General features: G+C 72.0%; 16 protein-coding genes and 1 pseudogene. 14 read left to right on the top strand and 3 right to left on the bottom strand.

Going from position 1 to position 21053, the window contains the following annotated elements:
- Positions 1–69 precede the first annotated feature (69 nt).
- A complete protein-coding gene (locus QIY60_RS29435; protein WP_283145206.1) occupies positions 70–663 on the bottom strand; it encodes a TetR/AcrR family transcriptional regulator in 594 nt (197 codons plus the stop codon).
- A 194-nt stretch (positions 664–857) separates the two neighbouring features.
- On the opposite strand from QIY60_RS29435, the gene QIY60_RS29430 reads away from it, so the two are divergent.
- The 8 genes and pseudogenes from QIY60_RS29430 to QIY60_RS29395 all read left to right on the top strand — a co-directional run.
- Complete coding sequence (locus QIY60_RS29430) at positions 858–1895, top strand: fumarylacetoacetate hydrolase family protein (protein WP_283145205.1); 1038 nt, start codon at positions 858–860, stop codon at positions 1893–1895.
- Entirely contained in the window at positions 1892–3136 is a 1245-nt protein-coding gene (locus QIY60_RS29425; protein WP_283145204.1) for a thiolase family protein, read from the top strand. Before QIY60_RS29430 ends, QIY60_RS29425 begins: the two co-directional genes overlap by 4 nt.
- Positions 3133–4710: an AMP-binding protein gene (locus QIY60_RS29420; protein WP_283145203.1), complete on the top strand. Its 1578-nt coding sequence runs from the start codon at positions 3133–3135 to the stop codon at positions 4708–4710. The genes QIY60_RS29425 and QIY60_RS29420 overlap by 4 nt, the downstream gene beginning before the upstream one ends.
- 6 nt (positions 4711–4716) lie before the next feature.
- Positions 4717–5517 (top strand): cyclase family protein, encoded by an 801-nt coding sequence (locus QIY60_RS29415; protein WP_283145202.1) that lies wholly within the window; start codon positions 4717–4719, stop codon positions 5515–5517.
- A gap of 404 nt (positions 5518–5921) precedes the next feature.
- Entirely contained in the window at positions 5922–6668 is a 747-nt protein-coding gene (locus QIY60_RS29410; protein WP_283145201.1) for a helix-turn-helix transcriptional regulator, read from the top strand.
- A 186-nt stretch (positions 6669–6854) separates the two neighbouring features.
- A complete protein-coding gene (locus QIY60_RS29405) occupies positions 6855–10877 on the top strand; it encodes an acyltransferase domain-containing protein (protein ID WP_283145200.1) in 4023 nt (1340 codons plus the stop codon).
- Positions 10878–10941: 64 nt separating this feature from the next.
- Positions 10942–12168 carry a crotonyl-CoA carboxylase/reductase gene (gene ccrA / locus QIY60_RS29400; protein ID WP_283145199.1) on the top strand — a complete coding sequence of 409 codons (1227 nt, stop codon included), beginning with the start codon at positions 10942–10944 and terminating at the stop codon, positions 12166–12168.
- Positions 12169–12265: 97 nt separating this feature from the next.
- A pseudogene (locus tag QIY60_RS29395) lies at positions 12266–12865 on the top strand (GNAT family N-acetyltransferase); the annotation flags it as partial.
- A gap of 568 nt (positions 12866–13433) precedes the next feature.
- Here QIY60_RS29395 and QIY60_RS29390 read toward each other — a convergent pair.
- Positions 13434–14357 (bottom strand): VCBS repeat-containing protein, encoded by a 924-nt coding sequence (locus tag QIY60_RS29390; protein WP_283145198.1) that lies wholly within the window; start codon positions 14355–14357, stop codon positions 13434–13436.
- A 115-nt stretch (positions 14358–14472) separates the two neighbouring features.
- Positions 14473–15075, bottom strand: coding sequence for a TetR/AcrR family transcriptional regulator (locus QIY60_RS29385; protein ID WP_283145197.1), 603 nt, complete (start codon positions 15073–15075; stop codon positions 14473–14475).
- Between the two features lie 49 nt (positions 15076–15124).
- On the opposite strand from QIY60_RS29385, the gene QIY60_RS29380 reads away from it, so the two are divergent.
- The 6 genes from QIY60_RS29380 (at position 15125) to QIY60_RS29355 (ending at position 21047) form a co-directional block, all read left to right on the top strand.
- Positions 15125–15676, top strand: coding sequence for a GNAT family protein (locus tag QIY60_RS29380; RefSeq protein WP_283145196.1), 552 nt, complete (start codon positions 15125–15127; stop codon positions 15674–15676).
- A 232-nt stretch (positions 15677–15908) separates the two neighbouring features.
- Positions 15909–16469 (top strand): hypothetical protein, encoded by a 561-nt coding sequence (locus QIY60_RS29375; RefSeq protein WP_283145195.1) that lies wholly within the window; start codon positions 15909–15911, stop codon positions 16467–16469.
- Positions 16470–16686: 217 nt separating this feature from the next.
- On the top strand, positions 16687–18735 hold the full coding sequence (locus QIY60_RS29370; RefSeq protein WP_283145194.1) for a PEP/pyruvate-binding domain-containing protein: 2049 nt from the start codon (positions 16687–16689) through the stop codon (positions 18733–18735).
- Positions 18732–19622 carry a hypothetical protein gene (locus QIY60_RS29365; protein ID WP_283145193.1) on the top strand — a complete coding sequence of 297 codons (891 nt, stop codon included), beginning with the start codon at positions 18732–18734 and terminating at the stop codon, positions 19620–19622. Before QIY60_RS29370 ends, QIY60_RS29365 begins: the two co-directional genes overlap by 4 nt.
- A 106-nt stretch (positions 19623–19728) precedes the next feature.
- The gene (locus QIY60_RS29360; RefSeq protein WP_283145192.1) at positions 19729–20244 is read left to right on the top strand and encodes a DUF2243 domain-containing protein; all 516 of its coding nucleotides are present in this window, start codon (positions 19729–19731) and stop codon (positions 20242–20244) included.
- Positions 20244–21047 (top strand): cytochrome c oxidase assembly protein, encoded by an 804-nt coding sequence (locus QIY60_RS29355; protein ID WP_283145191.1) that lies wholly within the window; start codon positions 20244–20246, stop codon positions 21045–21047. The genes QIY60_RS29360 and QIY60_RS29355 overlap by 1 nt, the downstream gene beginning before the upstream one ends.
- The last annotated feature ends 6 nt before the right edge of the window (positions 21048–21053 follow it).

Raw genomic sequence — 21053 nt, 5'->3', positions numbered from 1 at the left:
CTCGTCGATTGATGCGCAGCCCCCGTCCGGGCGACTAATCAATCAGCCCGACTGCCGCCACCCCGCACCTCACCCCCGCCGACCCCCCGCGGCCAGCGCGAACAACTGCTTCAGCGCCGCGAACGCCGCCTCGCGGTCCACCAGGCCGTCGAGGTTGTGCAGGGTGTGCAGGCCGATGCCGGTGCCGAAGACGATCGAGGCCAGGCTCTTCGCGTCGGGCAGGCCCGGGGTGTCCTGGATGATGCGCTCCAGATAGCCGATCCATACCTGCCGGGTACGTTCGTACCCCTCGATGTAGGCGTCCCGCAGCGGGCCCGCGTCCCGTAGGACCTCCGGCAGGACCGTCGCGAACACGCGGCCGCACGGGGCGTCGGCCACGGCCAGGTGCGCGTCCACGAGGGCGTCGAACGACAGCGGGCCGGAGTGCGGCAGCCGTCGGCCGTACTCCTCCTCGGCCGTGCGGAAGGCGAGCTCGATCACCTCGACGATCAGGCCGTCCTTCGAGCCGAAGTGCCACGCGACCGAACCCCGGCTGATGCCCGCCCGGTCGGCGACCGCCTGCACGGACGCGGCCCTCGGGCCTGCCTCGGCCACCAGTTCCGTCGCCGCCTCAAGCAGACGGCGGCGGCTCTCCCGTGCGGACTCCTCACGACGACCGGTCATGCGGCGGATTGTTCCACAAGGGGCGCGGCCTCCCCAGACCCTCCGCCCGACGCCCTCGCCGGACACCGATCATGTGCGAAGTCTTGACGGCCTGTGTCAGCCGTCCAACGATTGGACCACTGTCCAGTATTCGCGGGTGAATCGCCCCGCCGATCGCGTTCTCGCCGTACTCGTTCCGAACCACCGACCGCACGATGGGAGACGTCATGCGCCTGGTCACGTTCGTGAGGAAGAACCAGACGGAACAGAAGCAACAGAAGGATCAACTGGGCCTGGAGTCCGTCGGGGTGCTGCTCGACGGGGACACGGCCGTCCTCGACCTCGCCGCCGCCGCGCCCGGAGAGGCGGCCTTCGGCTCCATGCTCGCCCTGATCGAGTCCGGGGACGAGGGGCTCCGCCGCGCGCGGGAGCTCTGCCGACTCCGGCACGGGCCCGCCCTGTTGGCCGTCGAGGACATCGTCCTGCGGGCGCCCCTGCCGCGCCCGGTCCGGTTGCGCGACTGCGGGCTGTTCATCGCCCATCTGGAGTCGGGGCTGCGCGAGCTGGCCCGGCGCTCCTCGGCCGGGGCCGAGGATCCCGACGCCGAGTTCCAACGGCTCATGGCCAGCGGCCGGTTCGACCTCAACCCGCTCTTCCGCGAGCGGGTCATGTACTACACGGCCGACCATCTGTCGGTCAGCGGGCCCGAGGACGTGATCACCGCACCCGCCGGGGCGAAGGAGCTCGACTTCGAGCTGGAGTTCGCCGCCGTGGTGGGCCGGACCGGCCGCGAGGTGAAGCCCGGTGCGGCGCACGAGCACATCTTCGGCTACACCGTCTTCAACGACTGGAGCGCCCGCGACCTCCAGATGCTGCTGATGCCGGCGGGCGTGGGCCCCTGCGAGGGCAAGGACTTCGCCGGGTCCAACACGCTCGGGCCCTGCATCGTCACCCGCGACGAGCTCACCGACCCGTACGCGCTGACGATGACCGCCCGGGTCAACGGCCAGGAGTGGTCACGCGGCGGCACCGACGGCATGCACCACAGCTTCGAGGACGCGATCGTGCACCTCAGCCGGGACCGGGCGGTGCACCCCGGCGACGTCATCGGCTCCGGTACGGTCCCCTCCGGCACCGGGTTCGACCTGGCGCGTTCGCTGAAGGACGGGGACGTGGTCGAGCTGGAGGTCGAGGGGATCGGCGTGCTGCGCAACACCGTCCGCGTGCCCGCGCTCCCCTCGAACGACTCATGACCGACGCGTACGTCCTGGCCGTGGGCCGCACCCCGTACGGCAGGTTCCCCGAGCTCGGGGTGGGCGCGCTGGCCCGTGAGGCGCTCGCGCTGTGCCTCGCCGACGCCGCGGCCGGGTCCTCGGTGGTCGACGGGGTGTTCTTCGCCAATGCCACCCAAGGTGCCCTGGAGCGGCAGCATTTGATACGGGGTCAGGTCGCTCTGCGCGGCACCGCCCTCGAAGGCGTGCCGGTCTTCAACGTCGAGAACGCCTGCGCCAGTGGCGCCACGGCCTTCCACCTCGCGGCCACCGCCGTACGGGCCGGGGAGATGGACGTCGCCCTCGCGCTCGGGGCCGAGAAGATGTACGGCGCCGACGAAACGCGCACCGCCGAGGCCTTCCACGGCGGACTGGACGTCGCCCGCTGGGAGGCCGAACTCAAGGCGCTGCGGGAGGCCGCGGGGGCCGAGGCCGCTCCGCCCGGGCGGCGCTCGGTGTTCATGGACGTCTACGCGGCGCTCGCCGCCCACTACCGGCGCCGCTTCCCCGACTGCACCGCCCGCCGGCTCGCCGCCGTCACCGCCAAGAACCGGCGGCACGGCTCCCTCAACCGCGACGCCGCCCACCGCACCCCGCTCACCGTCGACGACGTGCTGGCCGCACGCGAGGTCGCGGCGCCGCTGACGCTCCCCATGTGCGCGCCCATCGGCGACGGCGCGGCGGCGGCCCTGGTCTGCTCACCGGCGGCGGCGCGCCGGATCGGCGTCCGGCGCGCCGTGGGGATCCGGGCGAGCGTGGTCGCCTCCGGCTCGGCCCGGGCCCTGGACGACGAGGAACGGCAGATCACCCGCCGCGCCTCGACGACCGCCTACGAGCGCGCGGGGCTCGGGCCCGCCGACGTCTCGCTCGCCGAGGTCCACGACGCGACGGCGATCGGTGAGGTGCTCCAGCTCGAAGCCCTCCGGCTGGTCGGTCCCGGTGAGGGCGCGCTCGCGGCCGAGCGCGGCGAGACCGCGCTCGGCGGCCGCCTCCCGGTCAACACCTCGGGCGGTCTGGAGTGCAACGGCCACCCCGTCGGGGCCACCGGGATCGGGCAGATCGCGGAGCTCACCGCGCAGTTGCGCGGCGAGGCCGGTGCGCGCCAGGTGTCCGGCGCGCGGATCGGGCTCGCCGAGAACGGCGGCGGATTCCTGGGCTTCGAGGAGGCGGCCGCCGCGGTCGTCGTCCTGGAAGCGCCGTCACGGGAGGGGAGGTTGCCGTGAGCCAGACCGTGGGATCGACGCCCGAAGCCCCGGCGAACATCGCGGGTCTGCTACACCGGGCGGCCGCCGCGACCCCGGACGCCCCGGCGGTGTGCGAGGGTGCGACCGTCCTGCGCAACTACCGTCGACTGGCCGAGCGTGCACAGGCGATCGGGGCCGCGCTGGTGCGCGAGTACGGTCTGCTTCCCGGCGACCGGGTCGCGCTGGCGATGCGCAACACTCCGTACTATCCGGAGATCCTGTTCGGCGTCTGGTGGGCCGGGCTGGTGGCGACGCCCATGAACGCGCGTCTGCACCCCGAGGAGTTCGCCCAGCAGATCGAGGACTGCGCGGCCCGGCTGTGCGTCGCCACGGACGAACTGGCCGGTTCCCTGCGCGAACAGGGCCTGGGAAAGACGGTGTTGACCGAGGCCGGTGAGCTGACGCGTACGGCGCCGCAAGAAGGATCCGGGCCTCCGGCGTCCGTGCGCCCCGACGATCCGGCGTGGCTGTTCTACACGAGCGGCACGACCGGCCACCCCAAGGGCGCGACGCTCACCCACCGCAATGTGACGGCGGCGACCGAGAGCGCGCTCGCCGACATCGGGCCGGGCCTGGACGCGGCCCTGCTCCACCTGGCGCCGCTCTCCCACGCGGGCGGCCTCTTCGGCCTGGCCGCCGTCGCCCGCTCCCGTCCGCAGGTGTTCCTCCGGGGCAGTGCGGTGGACGCACGGACCCTGGACGAGTCGCTGCGCGCCTTCGGGCCCGCGGTGTTCTTCGCGGTGCCGACCGTCCTGCGCCGACTGCTCGACCCCGCGCTGCTGCCGGACGAACTGGTCGGCCGGGTCCACCACATCCTCTACGGCGGCGCTCCCATGTACGCCGAGGACCTTCGGCGGGTCATCGCCCGCTTCGGGCCCGAGCGGCTGTGGCAGGGGTACGGCCAGGGCGAGTCCCCCGCCACGATCACCCATCTGCGGCCCGGGGACCACCGGGGCGACGACGCCGAGGCGCTGGGGCGCCGCCTGGCGAGCGTCGGCCGCGCGCGCACCGGTGTCGAGGTACGCGTGGTGGACGCGGCGGGGCGGGAAGCGGCGCCCGGAACCAACGGCGAGGTGACCGTCCGGGGCGAGACCGTGATGGCGGGCTACTGGAACAACCCCGAGGCCACCGCCCGTACGCTGCGCGGCGGCTGGCTGCACACCGGCGACCTCGGGCGGTTCGACGCGGACGGCTTCCTCACCCTCGTCGACCGCGCCAAGGACCTGATCATCGCCGGGGGCTCCAACATCTATCCGCGCGAGGTGGAGGAGGCCCTCCTGCGCCATCCCTCGGTCGCCGAGACGGCCGTGGTGGGGGCTCCGGACCCGGAATGGGGCGAACTGCCCGTCGCCTTCGTCGTCCTGGCCCCCGGACGTACGGCGACGGCCGACGAGCTCGACCGCCACTGCCTCGCGCACATCGCACGGTTCAAGCGGCCGCGAGACTTCCGCTTCGTGGCCGACCTGCCCAAGAACTCGTACGGAAAGGTGCTCAAGACCGAACTCAGGGGACTGATCGCCAGATCCCCGGACGCCGAACACGGAAGAGGCTGAGCTGAGATGAGCCGCATCATCGACCTGACCTCCCCGCTCGACCCCCGCGATCTCGACCTCGTACCACCCGACATGCCCGATCTGGCGCTGGTGATCGCGCCCAAGATCGACTACCACACCCATGACGCCTGGGGCCGCGAGTTCATGGTCGCGTCCTTCGGCTGCGACCCCGACGACCTCCCGGCCCGCGAGGGACCCGCGGGCGAGGTCATGCACGAGATCAGCACGCACTGCGGTACGCACGTGGACGCGCCGCTGCACAGCGGGCGCCTGTGCGAGGGCCGCCCCTCGCGCACCATCAGCGACATCGCGCTCGACGAGCTCTACCGCCCGGGCATGGTGCTCGACGTGCGCCCCTGGGCCAGGCCGGGCGAGGCCATCCCCGTCGAGGCGCTGGAGCGGGCCGTGAAGGCCAACGGCCGGGACATCCAGGAAGGCGACGCCATCCTGATCCGCACCGGCCAGGAGCGCTACCGCCTGGGCGAGCCGCAGTACTTCGACTACCCCGGTATGTCGGGCGCCGGCACCCGCTACCTCACCGGCAGGGGAGCGACGATCCTGGGCACCGACGCGATCGGCTGGGACCGTCCGATCCCGAGGATGCGCCGGGCGTTCCAGGAGACCGGTGACGCCGGGCACATCTGGGACGGCCACTACGCGATCCAGGACAAGGAAGCGCTGATCGTCCAGCAGTTGGTGAACCTGGGCGCGCTCCCGCCGACCGGTTTCATGGTCGGCTTCTTCCCCCTCAAGCTCACCGGTACGAGCGCCTCCCCCACCCGGGCCGTCGCCTTCCTCCCCGAGTAGGGCGACCGCGGCCGTGCGGACCACACTCCGCGCGGCCGCTTTTCCATACCGGCTGACCCACCGGATTTTCCGCACCACGCAAAAAGCGTCACATCCGAACCGTCTCGCGCGGCGCCATGGGAGCCCGTCACTCACCGGCAGCCGGGAATGACCGGGGCCCGGGGGCCGAATGTGGTGCCGGTCACCTGGCCGGATGTCAACACTCCGGTACTGGTGACGCGTTGACGATGTTCCGCTACGAACTGTAGCGTCACTTATCAGTAGGGCAGTGAACGCAGAAAGGCGTGAGTTTCAGGGCACGAAATCGTGGGCTCCGCGCATCACTGCCCGGCTTTTCTGTCACACCCTCGACGGTTGCGCGCAGCTGCCTTTCCACAGCGACACAGCAACTCGATGAGGCGTGCATGAGCAATCCCAACCCCCTTTGCGATGAAGTGCTGTCGCAGATTCGGCCGCTGATCGAATCCGTCGTCAACGACGTCCAGATCCGCGCACTTGAGGATTCGACTCTCTCCGTCATACGCGACAGAAGTGTCGCGGCCACCACACTCGACACCCTGGTGGAGCGGGCGGAGTTCTCGGTGAACATGCTCGTGCCGCATTCCCGCGACGCGTTGCCCGTGGCGGACACGGCGTTACGGGGCCTGGCCGCACGGCGCCCCGGCGGGGCCCGGGTGCAGATCCTCGCGGCGCCGGAAGTGGCCGCGGACCAGCGGCTGGCGCGGCTCGGCGGGCTCACCGAGCGCGTCGAGATCCGGCTGGCCGCCGACGTGCGGCACGCCGCCGTGGTGGTGGACGGGCAGGTGGCGCTGGTGCGCTCGCCCGGCGTGGTCACCGCCGGCGCCGAGGCCTCCGTCATCCGGGCCCCCGGCGTGGTCAAGGCCCTCCACGACATCATGATGACCGCGTGGCACCGGGCCGCCCCGCTGATGAAGTACCAACAGCTCCAGGAATACCTCAACGGGGACTCCGGGACCCGGATCCTGCAACTGCTCAGCGACGGCTGCACGGACGAGGCGGCCGCCCGGGAACTCGACATCTCCGTACGGACCTATCGCAGGAGAGTCGCCGACATCATGCGACTCCTCGGAGCGCGATCACGATTCCAGGCCGGGGTCAATGCATCCAGCATGGGGTTGTTACAGCCATAAGTCATCGATGTATCAAGGACTACACGTGTAGGCAGCAACCTGTCAGCGGAACATGAAATCCCCGCAGCGAATGGCAATTTGCTGACCTGCCGTTGAATATCGCCGCACCTTCTGGCGAGACTCGGAGTCGAGCCCGCGCAGCCGACTGCCGCGCGGCCTTCCCGAGTTAAGGAAGTCACGTACACCATGGGTGAAGAAACCCCGGTGCGGCCCGCACCGATCGCGATCGTCGGAATGGCCTGCCGAGTTCCCGGCGCCGACGGTCCGGACGCTTTCTGGCAGCTTCTGATGGACGAGGTCTCCTCGGTCGAGGACGTTCCGGCGACCAGGTTCGGGCGGCCGTACGAGATTCCCGGGGCGCGCGTCCGGTCGGGGCTCCTGAAGGACGTCGACCGCTTCGACGCGGAGCACTTCGGGATCTCACCGAGGGAAGCGGCGGGCATGGACCCGCAGCAGCGGCTCTTCATGGAGACCGTCTGGGAGGCCCTGGAGGACGCGGGCCAGGACCCCGCGCGGCTCGCGGGCACCCGCACCGGCGTCTACGTGGGCACCACCAACGTCCACTACTGGGACCTCCAGCAGAGCGTCGACTTCCCCGACATCCACGCCTCGCTCGGCGCGGGCTCGCGCTCGACCACGACCGGCCGGGTCTCCTTCGCCCTCGGCATCACCGGGCCCGGGCTCTCCGTGGACACCGCCTGCTCCTCCTCCCTGACCGCCATCGCGCTCGCCTGTCAGAGCCTGCGGGCGGGCGAGTCCACGCTCGCCATCGCGGGCGGCTCGCAGCTGCTGCTCGCCAACACCGAGAACCACGGCTTCGTGGACGCGGGCGTGTTCGGGACCGACTGCCGCTTCGGCGACGCCTCCGCCGACGGGTTCGTCTTCAGCGAAGGCGTGGGCGTGGTCCTGCTCAAGCCGCTCGACCGTGCCCTCGCCGACGGCGACCCGATCCGCGCCGTCATCCGCGGCTGGGGCATGAACAACGACGGCGCGGGCAGCGACACGATGATCAACCCCGCGCTGAGCGGGCAGCGGCAGATGCTCCAGCTCGCCTACGAGCACGCCGGGATCCCCGTGTCCGACGTCGACTACATCGAGACCCACGGCACCGGCACCCGCGCGGGCGACCCGGTCGAACTCGGCGCCATCGCCGCCGTCCTGGGCGGGCGCGACAAGGACCGGCGGCCGCTGCTCGTCGGCTCCGTGAAGAGCAACATCGGCCACACCGGCTCCGCCGCGGGCGTGCTGGGGCTGATCAAGACCGTACTGGCCCTCCAGCACCGCACCGCCCCGCGCAGCCTGCACGTCACCGAGCGCACCCCGGCGATCGACTGGGACGCCACGGGCCTCGACATCCCGCACCGCGCGGCCGTACCCCTCGAAGCGGAGGGGCGGCCGCTGACCGCCGGTGTGAGCGGATTCGGCGTCTCCGGCACCAATGTGCACCTCGTGCTCACCGAAGCCGAAGTCCAGTCCGGCGGCGCCGGCGTTCGCACCCCCGTCGCCACGGAGAGCGGCACCACGCACATCCTCCCCCTCTCCGCCGCCTCACCCCAGGCCCTGCGCCAGCGGCTCCAGGACATGGCCCACCACCTCTCCCCCGGCGGCGCCGGCCGCGGCGCCGCGATCGCGGACATCTGCCACACCGCCGCGACCCGCCGCGCGCATTACGACAGCCGCGTCACCGTCGTCGGCGACAGCCACGACGCACTGGCCGAGCGCCTGCGGGACGTACTGGCCGAGGACGGCTCCAGGCCCTACGCCGGCCGCCCGCAGGTCGCGTTCGTCTTCTCCGGCCACGGCTCCCAGTGGATCGGCATGGCCCGTGAACTCATGGACACCTCAACGGCGTTCAGCGCGGCGCTGATCCGCTGCGACGACGTCGTGCGCAACGAGACCGGCTGGTCGGTCATCGACCGGCTCACCGACGGCAGCGACCTGGTGGGCGAGACCGTCGCCGTCGTGCACCCGGTGCTCTGGGCGGTCCAGGTCTCCCTCGCCGAGACCTGGCGGGCCTGGGGCGTGGAGCCGGACGTGGTCATCGGGCACAGCATGGGCGAATCGGCGGCCGCCTGCGTCGCGGGCGCCCTGAGCCTGGCCGACGCGGCGGCCGTGGTCTGCCGCCGCGCCCGGCTGATCCGCGACCGCGTCGCCGGTCGCGGCACCATGTCGGTGGCCGCACTGCCCGCCGCCGACGCCGAAGCGCTCATCGCGGAGCTCGCGGTCAACGTCTCGGTCGCCGCCAGCAACGGCCCGCGCACCACGGTACTCGCCGGTGAGATCGAGGGCATCGAGAAGATCAAGGCCGAACTGGACGCCCGTGACGTGTTCTGCCGCGTCATGAAGGCCGAAGCCGCCTCGCACTGCGCCCAGATGGACCCGCTCCTCGACGAACTCGGCGCGGAATTGCGGGAGATAGCCCCCAGGACCGGCCGCATACCCATGCGCTCCACCGTCACCGGCGAACTGGAGGACGGCAGCGGGCTCGACGCCTCGTACTGGACCCGCAACATCCGCGGCCGCGTCCACTTCCACGAGGCCGTGCTCAGCACCGCCCTCGCCGCCGAGACCGTGTTCATCGAGATCAGCCCGCACCCGATCCTGTCGAGCGCCGTGCAGGACTCCCTCCAGGACGCGGCCCTGCCCGGCACCGCCGTCGGCTCCCTCATCCGCGACGAACCGGACCGCCAGACCCTGCTGACCCACCTCGGCAAGGTGTACGAGAGCGGCGCCCGCGTCGACTGGGACGGCCTCTACGGCGGCGGCCGCCTCGTCCCCCTGCCGACCTACCCCTGGCAGCGCGAGAGCTACTGGGTGGAGGACCTGGAAGCCCTCCCCCAGTCCCACGCGTTCCCCCTGGACCCGTCGGACTCACCGTTCCTCGCGGACGCCCCGGCACACGGCCCCGCCCTGCTGCACGGCCCGGCGTTCGCCGAAGCCGCCCGCCTCGCGGCCGCCAGGACCGCGCGGACCGACGCGGTGCTGCTCACGGACGTGACCGTCAAGGACGCCCTCGCGGTGCACCCCGGATCCGCCCCCGCGCTGCGCGTCACCCTCACCCCCGGGGAGGCGGACGGCAGTTGGAGCTTCTCGGTCACCGGGGACCAGGACGGCCGGGAGAGCGAGCACGCCTCCGGTACGGCGACCGTGACACCCGGCCTCGGCGCCGCCGTGCACGAACCGCTCGCCCGCACGCTGGAGCGCTGCCCGCAGCACCTGGACGGTGCGGCCTTCTACGCCCGGATGGCCGGGGCCAAGGAGCTCTACCAGGTCGTGGACGAGCTCTGGCTCGGGCAGGGCGAGGTCGTCGGCCGACTGCGCCGCCCCGCCGCGCTGGAGCCGCACCCCGACCACCCGGTGCACCCGGCCCTGCTGGCCGCGGCCGCCCAGCCCGCGCTGGCGCTGCTGCCGGACATGGCGTACCTCACCGAGCACGTCGGCCGCGTCACCGTGCTCGGGCCCCAGACGGACGTGATGTGGAGCAAGTGCTGGATCTCGGAAGTCACCCCCGACGGGCTGCTCTTCCTGGACATGGCCCTCCTGGACGAGGCCGAGAACGTCGTGGTCGAGGCCGCGCGGATGCGGATGCGCAGGCAGGGCGGCGGTACGGAAGTCGGCGCCGGGGCCGATGTCAGCACGGAGGACGAGATCATGAGCACCGAGCCCGAGCCCGTCCACGAGCGGGGCACGGTCACCGGCCGGAGCGTGGACGGCGGCATCGAGCTGACCGGCGAGCTGCGGCTGACCGACCCGTCCAGCGGCTTCGTCGTCGAGCTGCGCGGCAGCCTGCGGATCTCGCAGGGAGGCACTGGTACGGCGAGCCCTTCCCCCACGGTCGCCGCACCCGCTCGTACGGCCACGCCCGTCGCGCAGCCCGCAGCCGCCCCCGCCCCGGCACCCGTCGTCGCGGTGAGCGCCGCGGCCGTGGCGCGGCCCACCGCGGACCGGCCCGCCGAAGACGCCCCGGCCGCCGATCGCCCGGTCGTCGACCGCGTGGCGGCACACGTCGCCGCGGTGCTCAAGATGCGCGTCGCCCGGCTCGACGTGAACAAGCGCTTCAACCAGCTCGGCATGGACTCGCTCATGGCGACCGAGCTGCGCAAGCGGCTGGAGAAGGAGCTGGGCGTCGCCCTGCCCATGACCCGGCTGGTGCGCGAGACCACGACCGCCTCGCTGGCCCGGGAGCTGGAGGCGGAGATCACCGGTTGACCGCCGGCGCCCGCGGCAGGACCGGACCACAAGGCACCAGTAGCACCACAAGGTGGAGGAAGAGTTGAGCAAGGACCTGTACGACATCGGCCAGATGCCCCCGTTGGGCGAGGTACCCGCGCGCATGCACGCGTCGGTCATCCGCCCGGACCGCTACGGTCCGCCGGAGCAGGGCTTCGCCATGGAGGTCGTGGACGTACCGCGCGTCGGGCGCGGCCAGGTCCTCGTCTACGTCATGGCGGCGGGCATCAACTACAACAACGTCTGGGCCTCCCTCGGCTACCCGTACGACGTCGTCGCCGGACGGCAGAAGCGCGGCGAGCCCGAGGACTTCCACATCGGCGGCTCCGAGGGGTCCGGCATCGTCTGGGCGGTGGGCGACGGGGTCACCTCCGTGAAGGTGGGCGACGAGGTGATGCTGTCGGGCTGCACCTGGGACGAGAGCGCCCACGACATCCGCCTGGGCGCCGACCCGATGACCTCGGTCACCCAGAACGCCTGGGGCTACGAGACGAACTACGGCTCCTTCGCCCAGTACGCGCTCGTCGACGACTACCAGTGCCACCCCAAGCCCGCCAACCTCTCCTGGGAGGAGGCCGCCTGCTTCCTGCTGACGGGCGCGACCGCCTACCGGCAGCTGTGCGGCTGGGCCCCGCACACGGTGGAGCCCGGGGACCCGGTGCTCATCTGGGGCGGCGCGGGCGGCCTCGGCTCGATGGCGATCCAGATCACCCGCATCCGGGGCGGTGTCCCCATCGCCGTGGTCTCGGACGAGGAGCGCGGCAAGCACTGCCTCGACCTCGGCGCGGAGGGGTTCATCAACCGCAACGACTTCGACCACTGGGGCCGGCTGCCGGACACCACGGACGACGCGGCCATGGCCAAGTGGGTCAAGGGCGCGCGCGCCTTCGGCACCAAGTTCTGGGACATCCTCGGCGAGCGCCGGGCGCCCAAGATCGTACTGGAGCACAGCGGCCAGAACACCATTCCCACCTCGATGTACGTGTGCGACACGGCGGGCATGGTGGTCATCTGCGGCGGCACCAGCGGCTACAACGGCGACGTGGACCTGCGCTTCCTGTGGATGCGCCAGAAGCGCCTCCAGGGCTCGCACTTCGCGAACATCCGCCAGTGCCGCCAGGTCATCGAACTCGCCGCGAGCAAGAAGCTCGACCCGTGCCTGTCCTGGACGGGGGACTTCGAGGAGACCGGTCTCGCCCACCAGTTGATGTACGAGAACAAGCACCCGTCGGGCAACATGGCGGTCCGCGTCAACGCGGTGAGCGCCTGACCGTACGGCGGACTTCGGCAGTGGGTGCCCGGCACGATGATGTTCGCTGACGGGCACCCCGGCCCCATCTCGATGATCAAGATCATCGAGATGCAGAATGACCCGTATGTCGATAACGAACACGCCGCAGACAGCAACGGTCGACGACGCCGCCCTGATCAGCCGCACTCTGGCGCGCGCCTTCGAGGACGACCCGATGATGCGCTGGTTCTTCCCCGGCGACACCTCGCGCGAGGCGGGGCTGAACCGCTACTACGCCACGCTCTTCACCCGGCAGTACGTCCACCACGGCGTGTGCGAGCGCACCGGCGCCGCGGCGGCCTTCTGGGTGCCGCCGGAGGCGCGGGCCAAGGCGGTTCCCGACGCGGAGACCGTCCGCGAGCTGGAGGACATCCTCGGCGACCGGGCCGGGTTGTTCAGGGAGACCGTCGAAGCGGTCGCCGAGCACGGGCCCCAGGAGCCGCACTGGTACCTGGCGGTGATCGGCGCCGACCCGGCCGGCCAGGGCCAGGGCCACGGGTCCGCTCTGCTGCGCTCGGGCCTGGCCAAGGCCGACGCGGCGGGTCTGCCCGTCTACCTGGAGTCCTCCAAGCCGTCCAACCTGCCCGTCTACGAGCACTTCGGCTTCACCGTCCTCCAGGAGATGCAACTGCCGGGCAACGGGCCGACGCTGTGGGCGATGCGGCGCGCACCGCGCACGAACACCCCTGCCGGTGGCTTCGTCCCGAACGACTTCGCCGTCCCCCAGGGTCTGTCCGGTGACGGCTTCCGACTGGAGCCCCTGGGGGCGCGGCACAACGAGGCCGATCACGCCGCCTGGATGTCGAGCATCGAGCACATCCGGTCCACGCCCGGGTTCCTGGGTTCCTGGCCGCCGCAATCCGGAATGAGCCTGGAGGAGAACCTCCGGGATCTCAACCGGCACGCGGACGACTTCGCCGGGCGAAAGGGCTTCACCTACTCCGTGCTCGACAGCGCGGACGACGTGATCGGCTGCGTATACATCTACCCGTCGCGTGCGAACACCGACGTCACACAGGTGAGTTCGTGGGTGCGGGCCGACCGCGCGGAGCTGGACAGACCTCTGTACGACGCGGTGACGGCGTGGCTGTCCTCGGCATGGCCGTTCCGGCAGGTCGACTACCGGTCGGGGACATAGCCGGATCGGGCCACGGCTCGTACGACCCGCAAAGGGTCCAACTCCCGTAAGAGTTGGACCCTTTGGTCAACCACTACCGGCTATCGGCTACCGGCCGCATTCCCGCTCAGAACAGGATGCGGTACGTGTTCCAGCCGCCGTTGCCGATCTTCACGCGCTGCTTGTACGGGGCGGAGGCGTTGCCCGTTCCCTTGTACAGCCACAGCGAGCCGTCGTTGCCGCGGCCGAGCAGGTCGGTCTTGCCGTCGAGGTCGACGTCACCGCTGGACACGAGGGTGTTGTAGGTGTTCCAGCCGCCGCCGACCTTGGTGCGGGTCTGGAACGGGGCCGTGCGGTTGCCGGTGCCCTTGTAGAGCCAGAGGGTGCCCGCCTTGTCGCGGGCGACGATGTCGGCCTTGCCGTCGCCGGTCAGGTCGCCGTTGCCGGCGATCTGCGTGTACTGGCCCCAGCCGCCACCGACCTTGTAACGGGAGGTGAGCTTGCCGTTGCCGTAGCCGAGGTACAGCCACAGCGTGCCGGAGGAGTCGCGGGCGAGCAGGTCGGCCGCCTGGGCGCCGCCGAGGTTGCCCGGGGACAGCACCTTGTTGTATATGTTCCAGCCGCCGCCGACCCGGAAGTCGTCGGTGTCACCGCTGTAGTACAGGCTGCCCTTGTAGTCCCAGTTCCACATGCCGTCCGGGAGCCCGTCGCCGGTGTTGTCGGCCAGGGCCCCGGCCTTCGTGTCCGGCACGGGGCCGAGCTCGAGGCGGTCGGTGAGGCCGCCCTTGCCGTTGGGCAGGTACATCCAGGCCCGGTCGGAGCGGTCCACACCGAACAGCGGGGCGAAGGGCTCCTCTCCCGTCGGGCCGCTCTGCGTCGCCGCCGGCCCGGCCTTGGCCTTGCCGGCCTCCGCGAGCTCGAAGGCCGAAGGAGCGTGGGGGGTGTCGGCGGCGAACGCGGTGGCGCCGGTGCCGACGAGTGCGGCGGTCACCGCGGCGGCAGCCAGCCGGGCGGCTATCCGCCCGTGCTTACGGCCAGTGGTCTTGGCCACGTATCTCTCCATTGGTCGGACGAACGTGACGCGGCCCGGCGCACACCTACTGCGGCGCATACGCACCGGGACACATCACGTGATCGCCGGAGACTTTACACAGAACATTTACGTGTCAACGAGTTTCAGGCCATGGGTGGACCAGGGCCGCCAGGTAGTCGTCGAGGAGCTCGGTCTGGCGAGGGGGCGGGAAGGCCTCGGGGGCGAAGAGGGCCTGTACCACCAGCCCCAGCACGAACGACTGGGCTCCGGCCGCGATGCGCGCCGGGTCTCCGGGCGGCAGTTCGCCGAGCCCCTGGGCCGCGGCGACCAGATCGCGCAGTTTCTCACGGCTTCGCCCGTATTTGAGTGCGTACTCGTCGCTCAGCGCGGGGTCGGCGAGGGCCGCGTCCCAGGAGGACACCCAGATCCGGTTGGTGGCGGTGGCCTCGGCGGTCAGCGGCAGGATGTCGAGCAGGGCGGCCCGCACGGCGGACAGGCCCGTCCCCGCGGCACGCCGGGGACGGGAGGCGGTGCGCTGGTCGAGCAGTTCGAGGGCGTGCGCCACCAGGTCGCGCTTGGCGGGGAAGTAGTGGGTGAGCAGGCCGGTGGTCGCGCCGAGCTCGGTGGCGACGGCGCGCAGGGTCAGTCCGCCGAAGCCCTGCGCGGCGAGCACCCGCCAGACCGCTTCGGAAACATCGCGACGACGGGCTTCGTGGTCGCCCTTGGTACGTGGCATGCTGCTACCGTACATAACCGTAACGCTTGTTATGCGAATGGGGTCATCGATGTTCTCCCTCCCGCTGCGGGACAACGCCCGCCTCCGTCCGCTGGAGACGTGGCACGCCGAGGAGTTCGCCGCCCATCTGGACCGGGCCCGCGAGCACATCCGCCCCTGGGTGGGGGCCGGGTTCGTCACCGACGACGTCGACGGAGCGCGCGGCACACTGCGCCGCTACGCCGAGCGCCAGGCCGCGGACGGCGCCCGCCTCTACGGCATATGGCTCGACGGCACACTCGTCGGCGGCGTGATGTTCACCGACTTCAGCACCGCCTCGGGCTCCTGCGAGGTCGGCTGCTGGCTGGAGCCGGCCGCCGAGGGCCGCGGTGTGGTCACCGAGGCCTGCCAGGTTCTGCTGGACTGGGCGTTCACCACCCGCGGGCTGCACCGCGCCGAGTGGCACTGCCGGGCCGACAACGAGCGGAGCGCCGCGGTGGCCAAGCGGCTCGGCATGACCCTGGAGGGTGTGCGGCGCGAGTACTGGCCCTACGGCGGCACCCGCCACGACAAGCAGATCTGGGCGGTCCTGGCCTCCGAATGGCGAGCCCATCGCCGGTGACGGCCGCGTCACCCCGCCACGGCCCGGCTCCGGGTGCGCCACCTGGACAGTTCGGCCCCGGCCGCCACAAGGACAGCGCGCTGCCCCTGTGGCGGCCGGGGGCCGACCACGTGCCGACGCCCACCTCAGCCCTCGGGAAGGACGACTCCCGGACAAGATCAGGTCCTCGCCGGCGGGGGATATGACGCCCCCTTATGGCTCTCACACAGCTCCGTTCGCCATACTTCGCGCCGTGGACCAGCAAACAGATGACCAACACACCGCCCTCAATGCCGCCGCGCTGAACCCGGCGCACGTCCCCGGGCTGATGCCCGCCCCGGCGGCCGCGCCCGAAGCGTCGACGGAGGGGCAGAAGACGGACAGGCGGAAGGCGGCCGAGCCGGGGCCGGAGGCCGAGGCGGAAGACGTGACGGCCGGTGAGCCCGAACCCGCCGCCGCGCCGACGGCGGACGCCGACGCCGAGCCCGGGGCCGACGATCCCGACCCCGAACGCCCCGCCCCCGGCGCGGCCGAGGACGGGCCCGCTCTCTCCGTGTCCGACCGGCGGGGGTCCATCACCGCCGACCACTCGGGAATCCGGCTGCGCCTCGACGACGAAGAGGCCGACTTCGGCTGGGACGAGCTCAGCGCCGTCGAGTACGCGACCTCCCGCTGGAACCGGCGTTTCACAGTCACGGTGCATCTGCCCCGGCCCCGCTGGTTCCGCATGGACGTCCAGGCCGAGGACCGGGCGAGCCTCGCTCAGTGGTCCGAGCAGCTCGAAGACGTACTGAACGCGTACTTCGAAGAGTAGGACCAACCGCTCAAAAGGTGGACGACGACGCCTGCACCGCGCCGAGGTCGCGGGTCCGTGACCTCGGCGCGGACGTCGTCGTGCCCCGTGGCTTGTTCCGCACTGCTCTGCCGTCATCTCCCCCACAAGGCAAGGCAAACTCAAGCGGAAACTGACATGAACAACACCAATGCGAAATCGGTGGAATCCCGGACCCGGGGCCGAGGGGGAGAAACACATGGAGGAAACCGGCGACGAAACCGGCGTCCACGCAGATGCGGCCGTCGCGCTGGACCGACCCGCCGCCCGACTGCCGCTGTCCGCAGGATCCAAAGCCGCCAACCTGGCTCGCGCGGCAGCCGCCGGACTGCCGGTCCTGCCCGGATTCGTCATCCCGCACGGCGCCGGTGACGACGCCCGGGCCCTGCGGCACGCCTGGCGCGAGCTCTCCCAGGACGGCGCGGTGCCCCTGGTCGTACGCTCCTCGTCCCCGCAGGAGGACACCGAGGAGTCGTCCCTGGCAGGGCAGTTCGCCTCCGTGCTCGACGTGCGCGACTGGCCCGCCTTCCGCGCGGCGGTGCGCACGGTCCTCGACTCCGCGGACCTGCCCGACGGCACCCGGGCCCCGATGGCCGTCCTCGTCCAGCCCATGCTCACCGCGCGCGTGGGCGGTGTGCTCTTCGGCGCCGACCCCGTCGAAGGCCGTCTGGACCGGATGCTGGTCAGCGCGGTGCGCGGCGGCCCCGACACCCTGGTCAGCGGTGAACAGGACGGCACCAGCTACCACTTGACCCGCTCGGGCCGACGGCTGCGTTCCACGACCCCGCACACCACCGGCGAGCACCTGCTGAAACGTACCGAGCTCTACCGCCTCGCCCGTCTGGCCCGACGGGTGGAAAAGGTCTTCGGCGGACCGCAGGACATGGAGTTCGGCTTCGACGGGACAGGACGCCTGTGGCTGTTCCAGGCCCGTCCCATCACGGCCATGACCGCGCGGCCCGCACGCGGCGCGCGGCTGCTCGGCCCCGGCCCCGTCGCCGAAACCCTCCCCGGCACACTGCAACCGCTGGAGGAGGACCTGTGGGTGGCACCGATGGCCCGGGGGATCCGCTCCGCGCTCGACATCGGCGGCAGCGCACCGCGCCGTCTGCTGCGCGCCCACCCCGTGGTGACCACGGTCGCCGGACGTGCCGCGGCCGACCTGCGTCTGCTGGGCATCGCACCGCCCCGCCATCGTCTGCTGGCCAGGATCAACCCACTGCCGGGCGCCCGCCGTCTGGCGGCCGCGTGGCGCACCGGGCGGTTGACCCGCGCCCTGCCCGACCTCGCCCTCGACCTCACGGCGGACATCGACCGCCGGTTGGCCGAAACCCCGGCACCGGCCGAGCTCTCGCGCGCCGACCTGGCCGATCTGCTGCGCTGGACGCGCTCCGCCCTGGCGGCTCTGCACGCGCAGGAGGCGCTGGCGGGCGCGTTGCTGCGCGAGAGCAGCACCCGTACGGCCGCGAGCGCGGCGCTCGCCGCACTGGCCGAGGGCCGGGGCCAGGCGCTCACGGACACCGAGATCGTGGCGGGCGCACCGGTGGTCCTGGCGCTCACCCCGCCGAGCCTCACCGGCCCGCTGCGACTCCCTCCGACCGGCGAGGGTCAAACGCGCACGGGTACGGCGGCGGATCCACGTCACCTCGCCCTGCCGACCCGCGAGTCACTACGGCTGCGCATCCGCTGGATCCACCAGCTCCAGGTGCACCTCGTCCACGACGCCGCACGCCGTATCGCCCTCTCGCACCGGGCCGTCGCGCAGTTGCGCTGGCACGAGTTACTGGGCGCGTTGGACGGCGAGGCTCTTCCTGCCGACGTCGCCCAGCGGCTCCCCCGCCCCGACAGCCCGCCGCTGCCCGACACCTTCCGCCTGGCGGACGACTCGTTGGTGGTCGCCGAACGCCCGCGCCACGGCGCCGCCCCCGCGCAGGGCGTCTCCGGCGGCCGCGCCACCGGAACCGCCTGGGACGGCCGAGGCGAACGCCCCGAGGACGCCGTACTGGTCGTACGCACCCTCGACCCGGCCCTCGCGCCCCTGCTGCCGCAAGTGACCGCTCTGGTCGCCCAGACCGGCAGCCCACTGTCCCATCTGGCCGTGCTGGCACGGGAGTTCAGGGTTCCCGCAGTGGTCGGCGCCGCCGACGCCGTGCAGCGCTTCGCTCCGGGAACCCGCCTGGCCGTCGACGGCACGAGTGGCGACGTACGCCTGGAAGACACCCGTACGCGAGAGGCGGCCGACCGGTGAAGCGACTGGCACACCTCTTCGCGGGCGCGGCCGGGCTCGGCGCGGGCTCGTACGTCGTCATCTACCTCTACCGCTGGCAGTGGCAGCGCGCGATCATGTGCGGTGTTCTGCTGCTCGTCGCCGAAGTGCTGCTGCTCGGCCTGATCGTCCTGGGCCGCCTCAGCCGTATCGAGCAGCGCATCAGCGAGGGCGACCGGCGCCACGCCGACGTCCTGGCCCGTCTGGAACAACCCCGCGCGGAGGATCCCGCCACGCGCTTCCGGTGGCTGGACGACATCCGGGTGGAGCGCACCCACGTCTTCGTCCCCGTCCTGATGGCCGCGGGTGCCGTGCTCTCGGGGCTCGCGCGGCTCGTCCAGAAGATCGCCCGGAGTACGGTCCGCCCCGCCGCCGACCGCCGGGTCGCGGGCCGTCTCGCGGTCCTCGCCGCACCGCCCCTGGGTGCCGACCTCGACGCCCTGCCCGCGACCGGCCCGGACCGGCGCCGCAGACGACACCGGATCACCGGTGTCGTCGCCGGAACCACCGCACTGGCCGCCCTCGTCCTCGGCCTCGGCGAACTGACCGAAACCCGCCCCGAAGAGCGCGCCCCGGACACCGTCGCGACCTCGGTGGTGGTCCGTCTCGCCACCCGAGGCGTATCCGGCCAGGAGTACCAGGCCCTGCTGGCCCACGAGATCTGGAACCGCTGCCGCCACTCCACCTCGATCCCGCTGTACGACGCCACACTCGGCAGCCTCGGCGGCAACCTCTACGCGGGCGTCGTCCACCCCGCCCTCGCCGACCACGACCGGATGCGGCTGCGCGGGTGCCTGGAGGACACGGCGACCGACCGCGCGTACTTCAAGGTCGTCGGTATGGACCAGACCAGGAGGGAGAAGCACTGACGCAGGGGTGGAAGTGAGCCGCAATACGGCGGGAGCCGGTTGGCGTGGGCCGGGAGGGTATCCGCAGGGGAGAAGTACGGTCCCACCTCCCGTCAGGAGGTCGCCTGTGGCTACCACTTCGACACCTCGTCGCTCGCCGCCCCCGGATTACGGGACGGTCCGTCCGAAGCGCTCCGCGTGGTCGGGGGTGCTCATCGGGGTCGGGATCGCCGCGTTCGTCGACGAGACGGTGTTCCACCAACTCCTGCACTGGCACCACTTCTACGACAAGTCCACCCCGGGCGTGGGCCTGGTCTCCGACGGCCTCTTCCACGCCTTCGGCTGGTTCGCCGTGGTCATCGGCCTGGTCCTCGTGGCGGACCTGCGCAGGCGCGCCGCGCTCACCGGCCGGGGCCTGACCGGCGGAATCCTCCTGGGCGCGGGGTTCTTCCAGCTCTACGACGGAACGATCCAGCACAAGCTCCTCAAGCTGCACCAGATCCGCTATCACGTCGACCTGGTCCCCTATGACTGGACGTGGAACGTGCTGGCGGTGATCTTCCTGATCGTCGGTGCGGTGCTGGTGAGGCGTTCCAACGAAGGGCAAGCGTCTGACACGGTGGCGGGCGCGGAGCCGAGCTGATGGCGCCGATGCCCATGCCCGCCGGGCAGACCACCGGCGCCCCGGCGGGGGTGGCCGCGGTACTCGCCGTGAGCGCGGCATTGGGGTATCTGCTGGCAGCGCGACGGTTGCGACGCCGAGGAGACGCGTGGCCACGGTTACGGGACGCCTCCTTCACCACCGGGCAGGCGTGCCTGGTCGCGGTGGCCCTTGCACCCCTGCCGGGCGGGGAGTTCACCGCTCACATGCTCCAGCACCTGGTCATCGGCATGGCCGCCCCGCTGCTGCTGGTCCTGAGCCGCCCGGTGACCCTCGTCCTGCGCGCCCTCCCGGCGGGCCCCGCCCGGCACGGCCTGCGGGCCGTGGTCCGCTCCCGCCCGGTCGGCCGGCTGGTCCTGCCACCGGTGGCCGCGGTGCTCGACGTGGGCGGTCTGTGGGTGCTGTACCGCACCCGGCTGTTCGCCCACCTCCACGAGCAGCCCTGGCTGCACGCTGCCGTCTGCACCCACGTCCTGGCCGCCGGTCTGCTGTTCAGCTTCGCCGTCTGCCAACTCGACCCCGTACGCCACCGCTCCGGCCTGCCGCTGCGCGCCGCCACGCTGGTCGCGGCCGCCACCGCCCACTCGGTGCTGGCCAAGTCCCTCTACAGCGCCTCCCCGCCCGGCACCGCCTTCACCAGCCACGACCTGGCCCGCGCCGCGGAGGCGATGTACTACGGCGGTGATGTGGTGGAGATCGCCCTGGCCGCCGTCCTGGCCCGGCAGTGGTACACCGCCACGGGCCGCCGCCTGTCCCCCGTCCGCCATGGCCTCCGGGCGGGGTGACGGCGG

It is taken from the genome of Streptomyces sp. BPTC-684 (assembly GCF_030028635.1).
In the GTDB taxonomy this organism is placed as follows: Bacteria; Actinomycetota; Actinomycetes; order Streptomycetales; family Streptomycetaceae; genus Streptomyces; species Streptomyces noboritoensis.
Note: the sequence above shows the minus strand (reverse complement) of the source record. Positions and strands in the feature narration are given on the sequence as shown.

Excerpts from the sequence above, each read along its gene's own strand:
- QIY60_RS29435 (WP_283145206.1), bottom strand. The coding sequence starts at position 663 with ATGACCGGTCGTCGTGAGGAGTCCGCACGGGAGAGCCGCCGCCGTCTG.
- QIY60_RS29430 (WP_283145205.1), top strand. The coding sequence starts at position 858 with ATGGGAGACGTCATGCGCCTGGTCACGTTCGTGAGGAAGAACCAGACG.
- QIY60_RS29425 (WP_283145204.1), top strand. The coding sequence starts at position 1,892 with ATGACCGACGCGTACGTCCTGGCCGTGGGCCGCACCCCGTACGGCAGG.
- QIY60_RS29415 (WP_283145202.1), top strand. The coding sequence starts at position 4,717 with ATGAGCCGCATCATCGACCTGACCTCCCCGCTCGACCCCCGCGATCTC.
- QIY60_RS29410 (WP_283145201.1), top strand. The coding sequence starts at position 5,922 with ATGAGCAATCCCAACCCCCTTTGCGATGAAGTGCTGTCGCAGATTCGG.
- QIY60_RS29405 (WP_283145200.1), top strand. The coding sequence starts at position 6,855 with ATGGGTGAAGAAACCCCGGTGCGGCCCGCACCGATCGCGATCGTCGGA.
- QIY60_RS29385 (WP_283145197.1), bottom strand. The coding sequence starts at position 15,075 with ATGCCACGTACCAAGGGCGACCACGAAGCCCGTCGTCGCGATGTTTCC.
- QIY60_RS29380 (WP_283145196.1), top strand. The coding sequence starts at position 15,125 with ATGTTCTCCCTCCCGCTGCGGGACAACGCCCGCCTCCGTCCGCTGGAG.
- QIY60_RS29370 (WP_283145194.1), top strand. The coding sequence starts at position 16,687 with ATGGAGGAAACCGGCGACGAAACCGGCGTCCACGCAGATGCGGCCGTC.
- QIY60_RS29355 (WP_283145191.1), top strand. The coding sequence starts at position 20,244 with ATGGCGCCGATGCCCATGCCCGCCGGGCAGACCACCGGCGCCCCGGCG.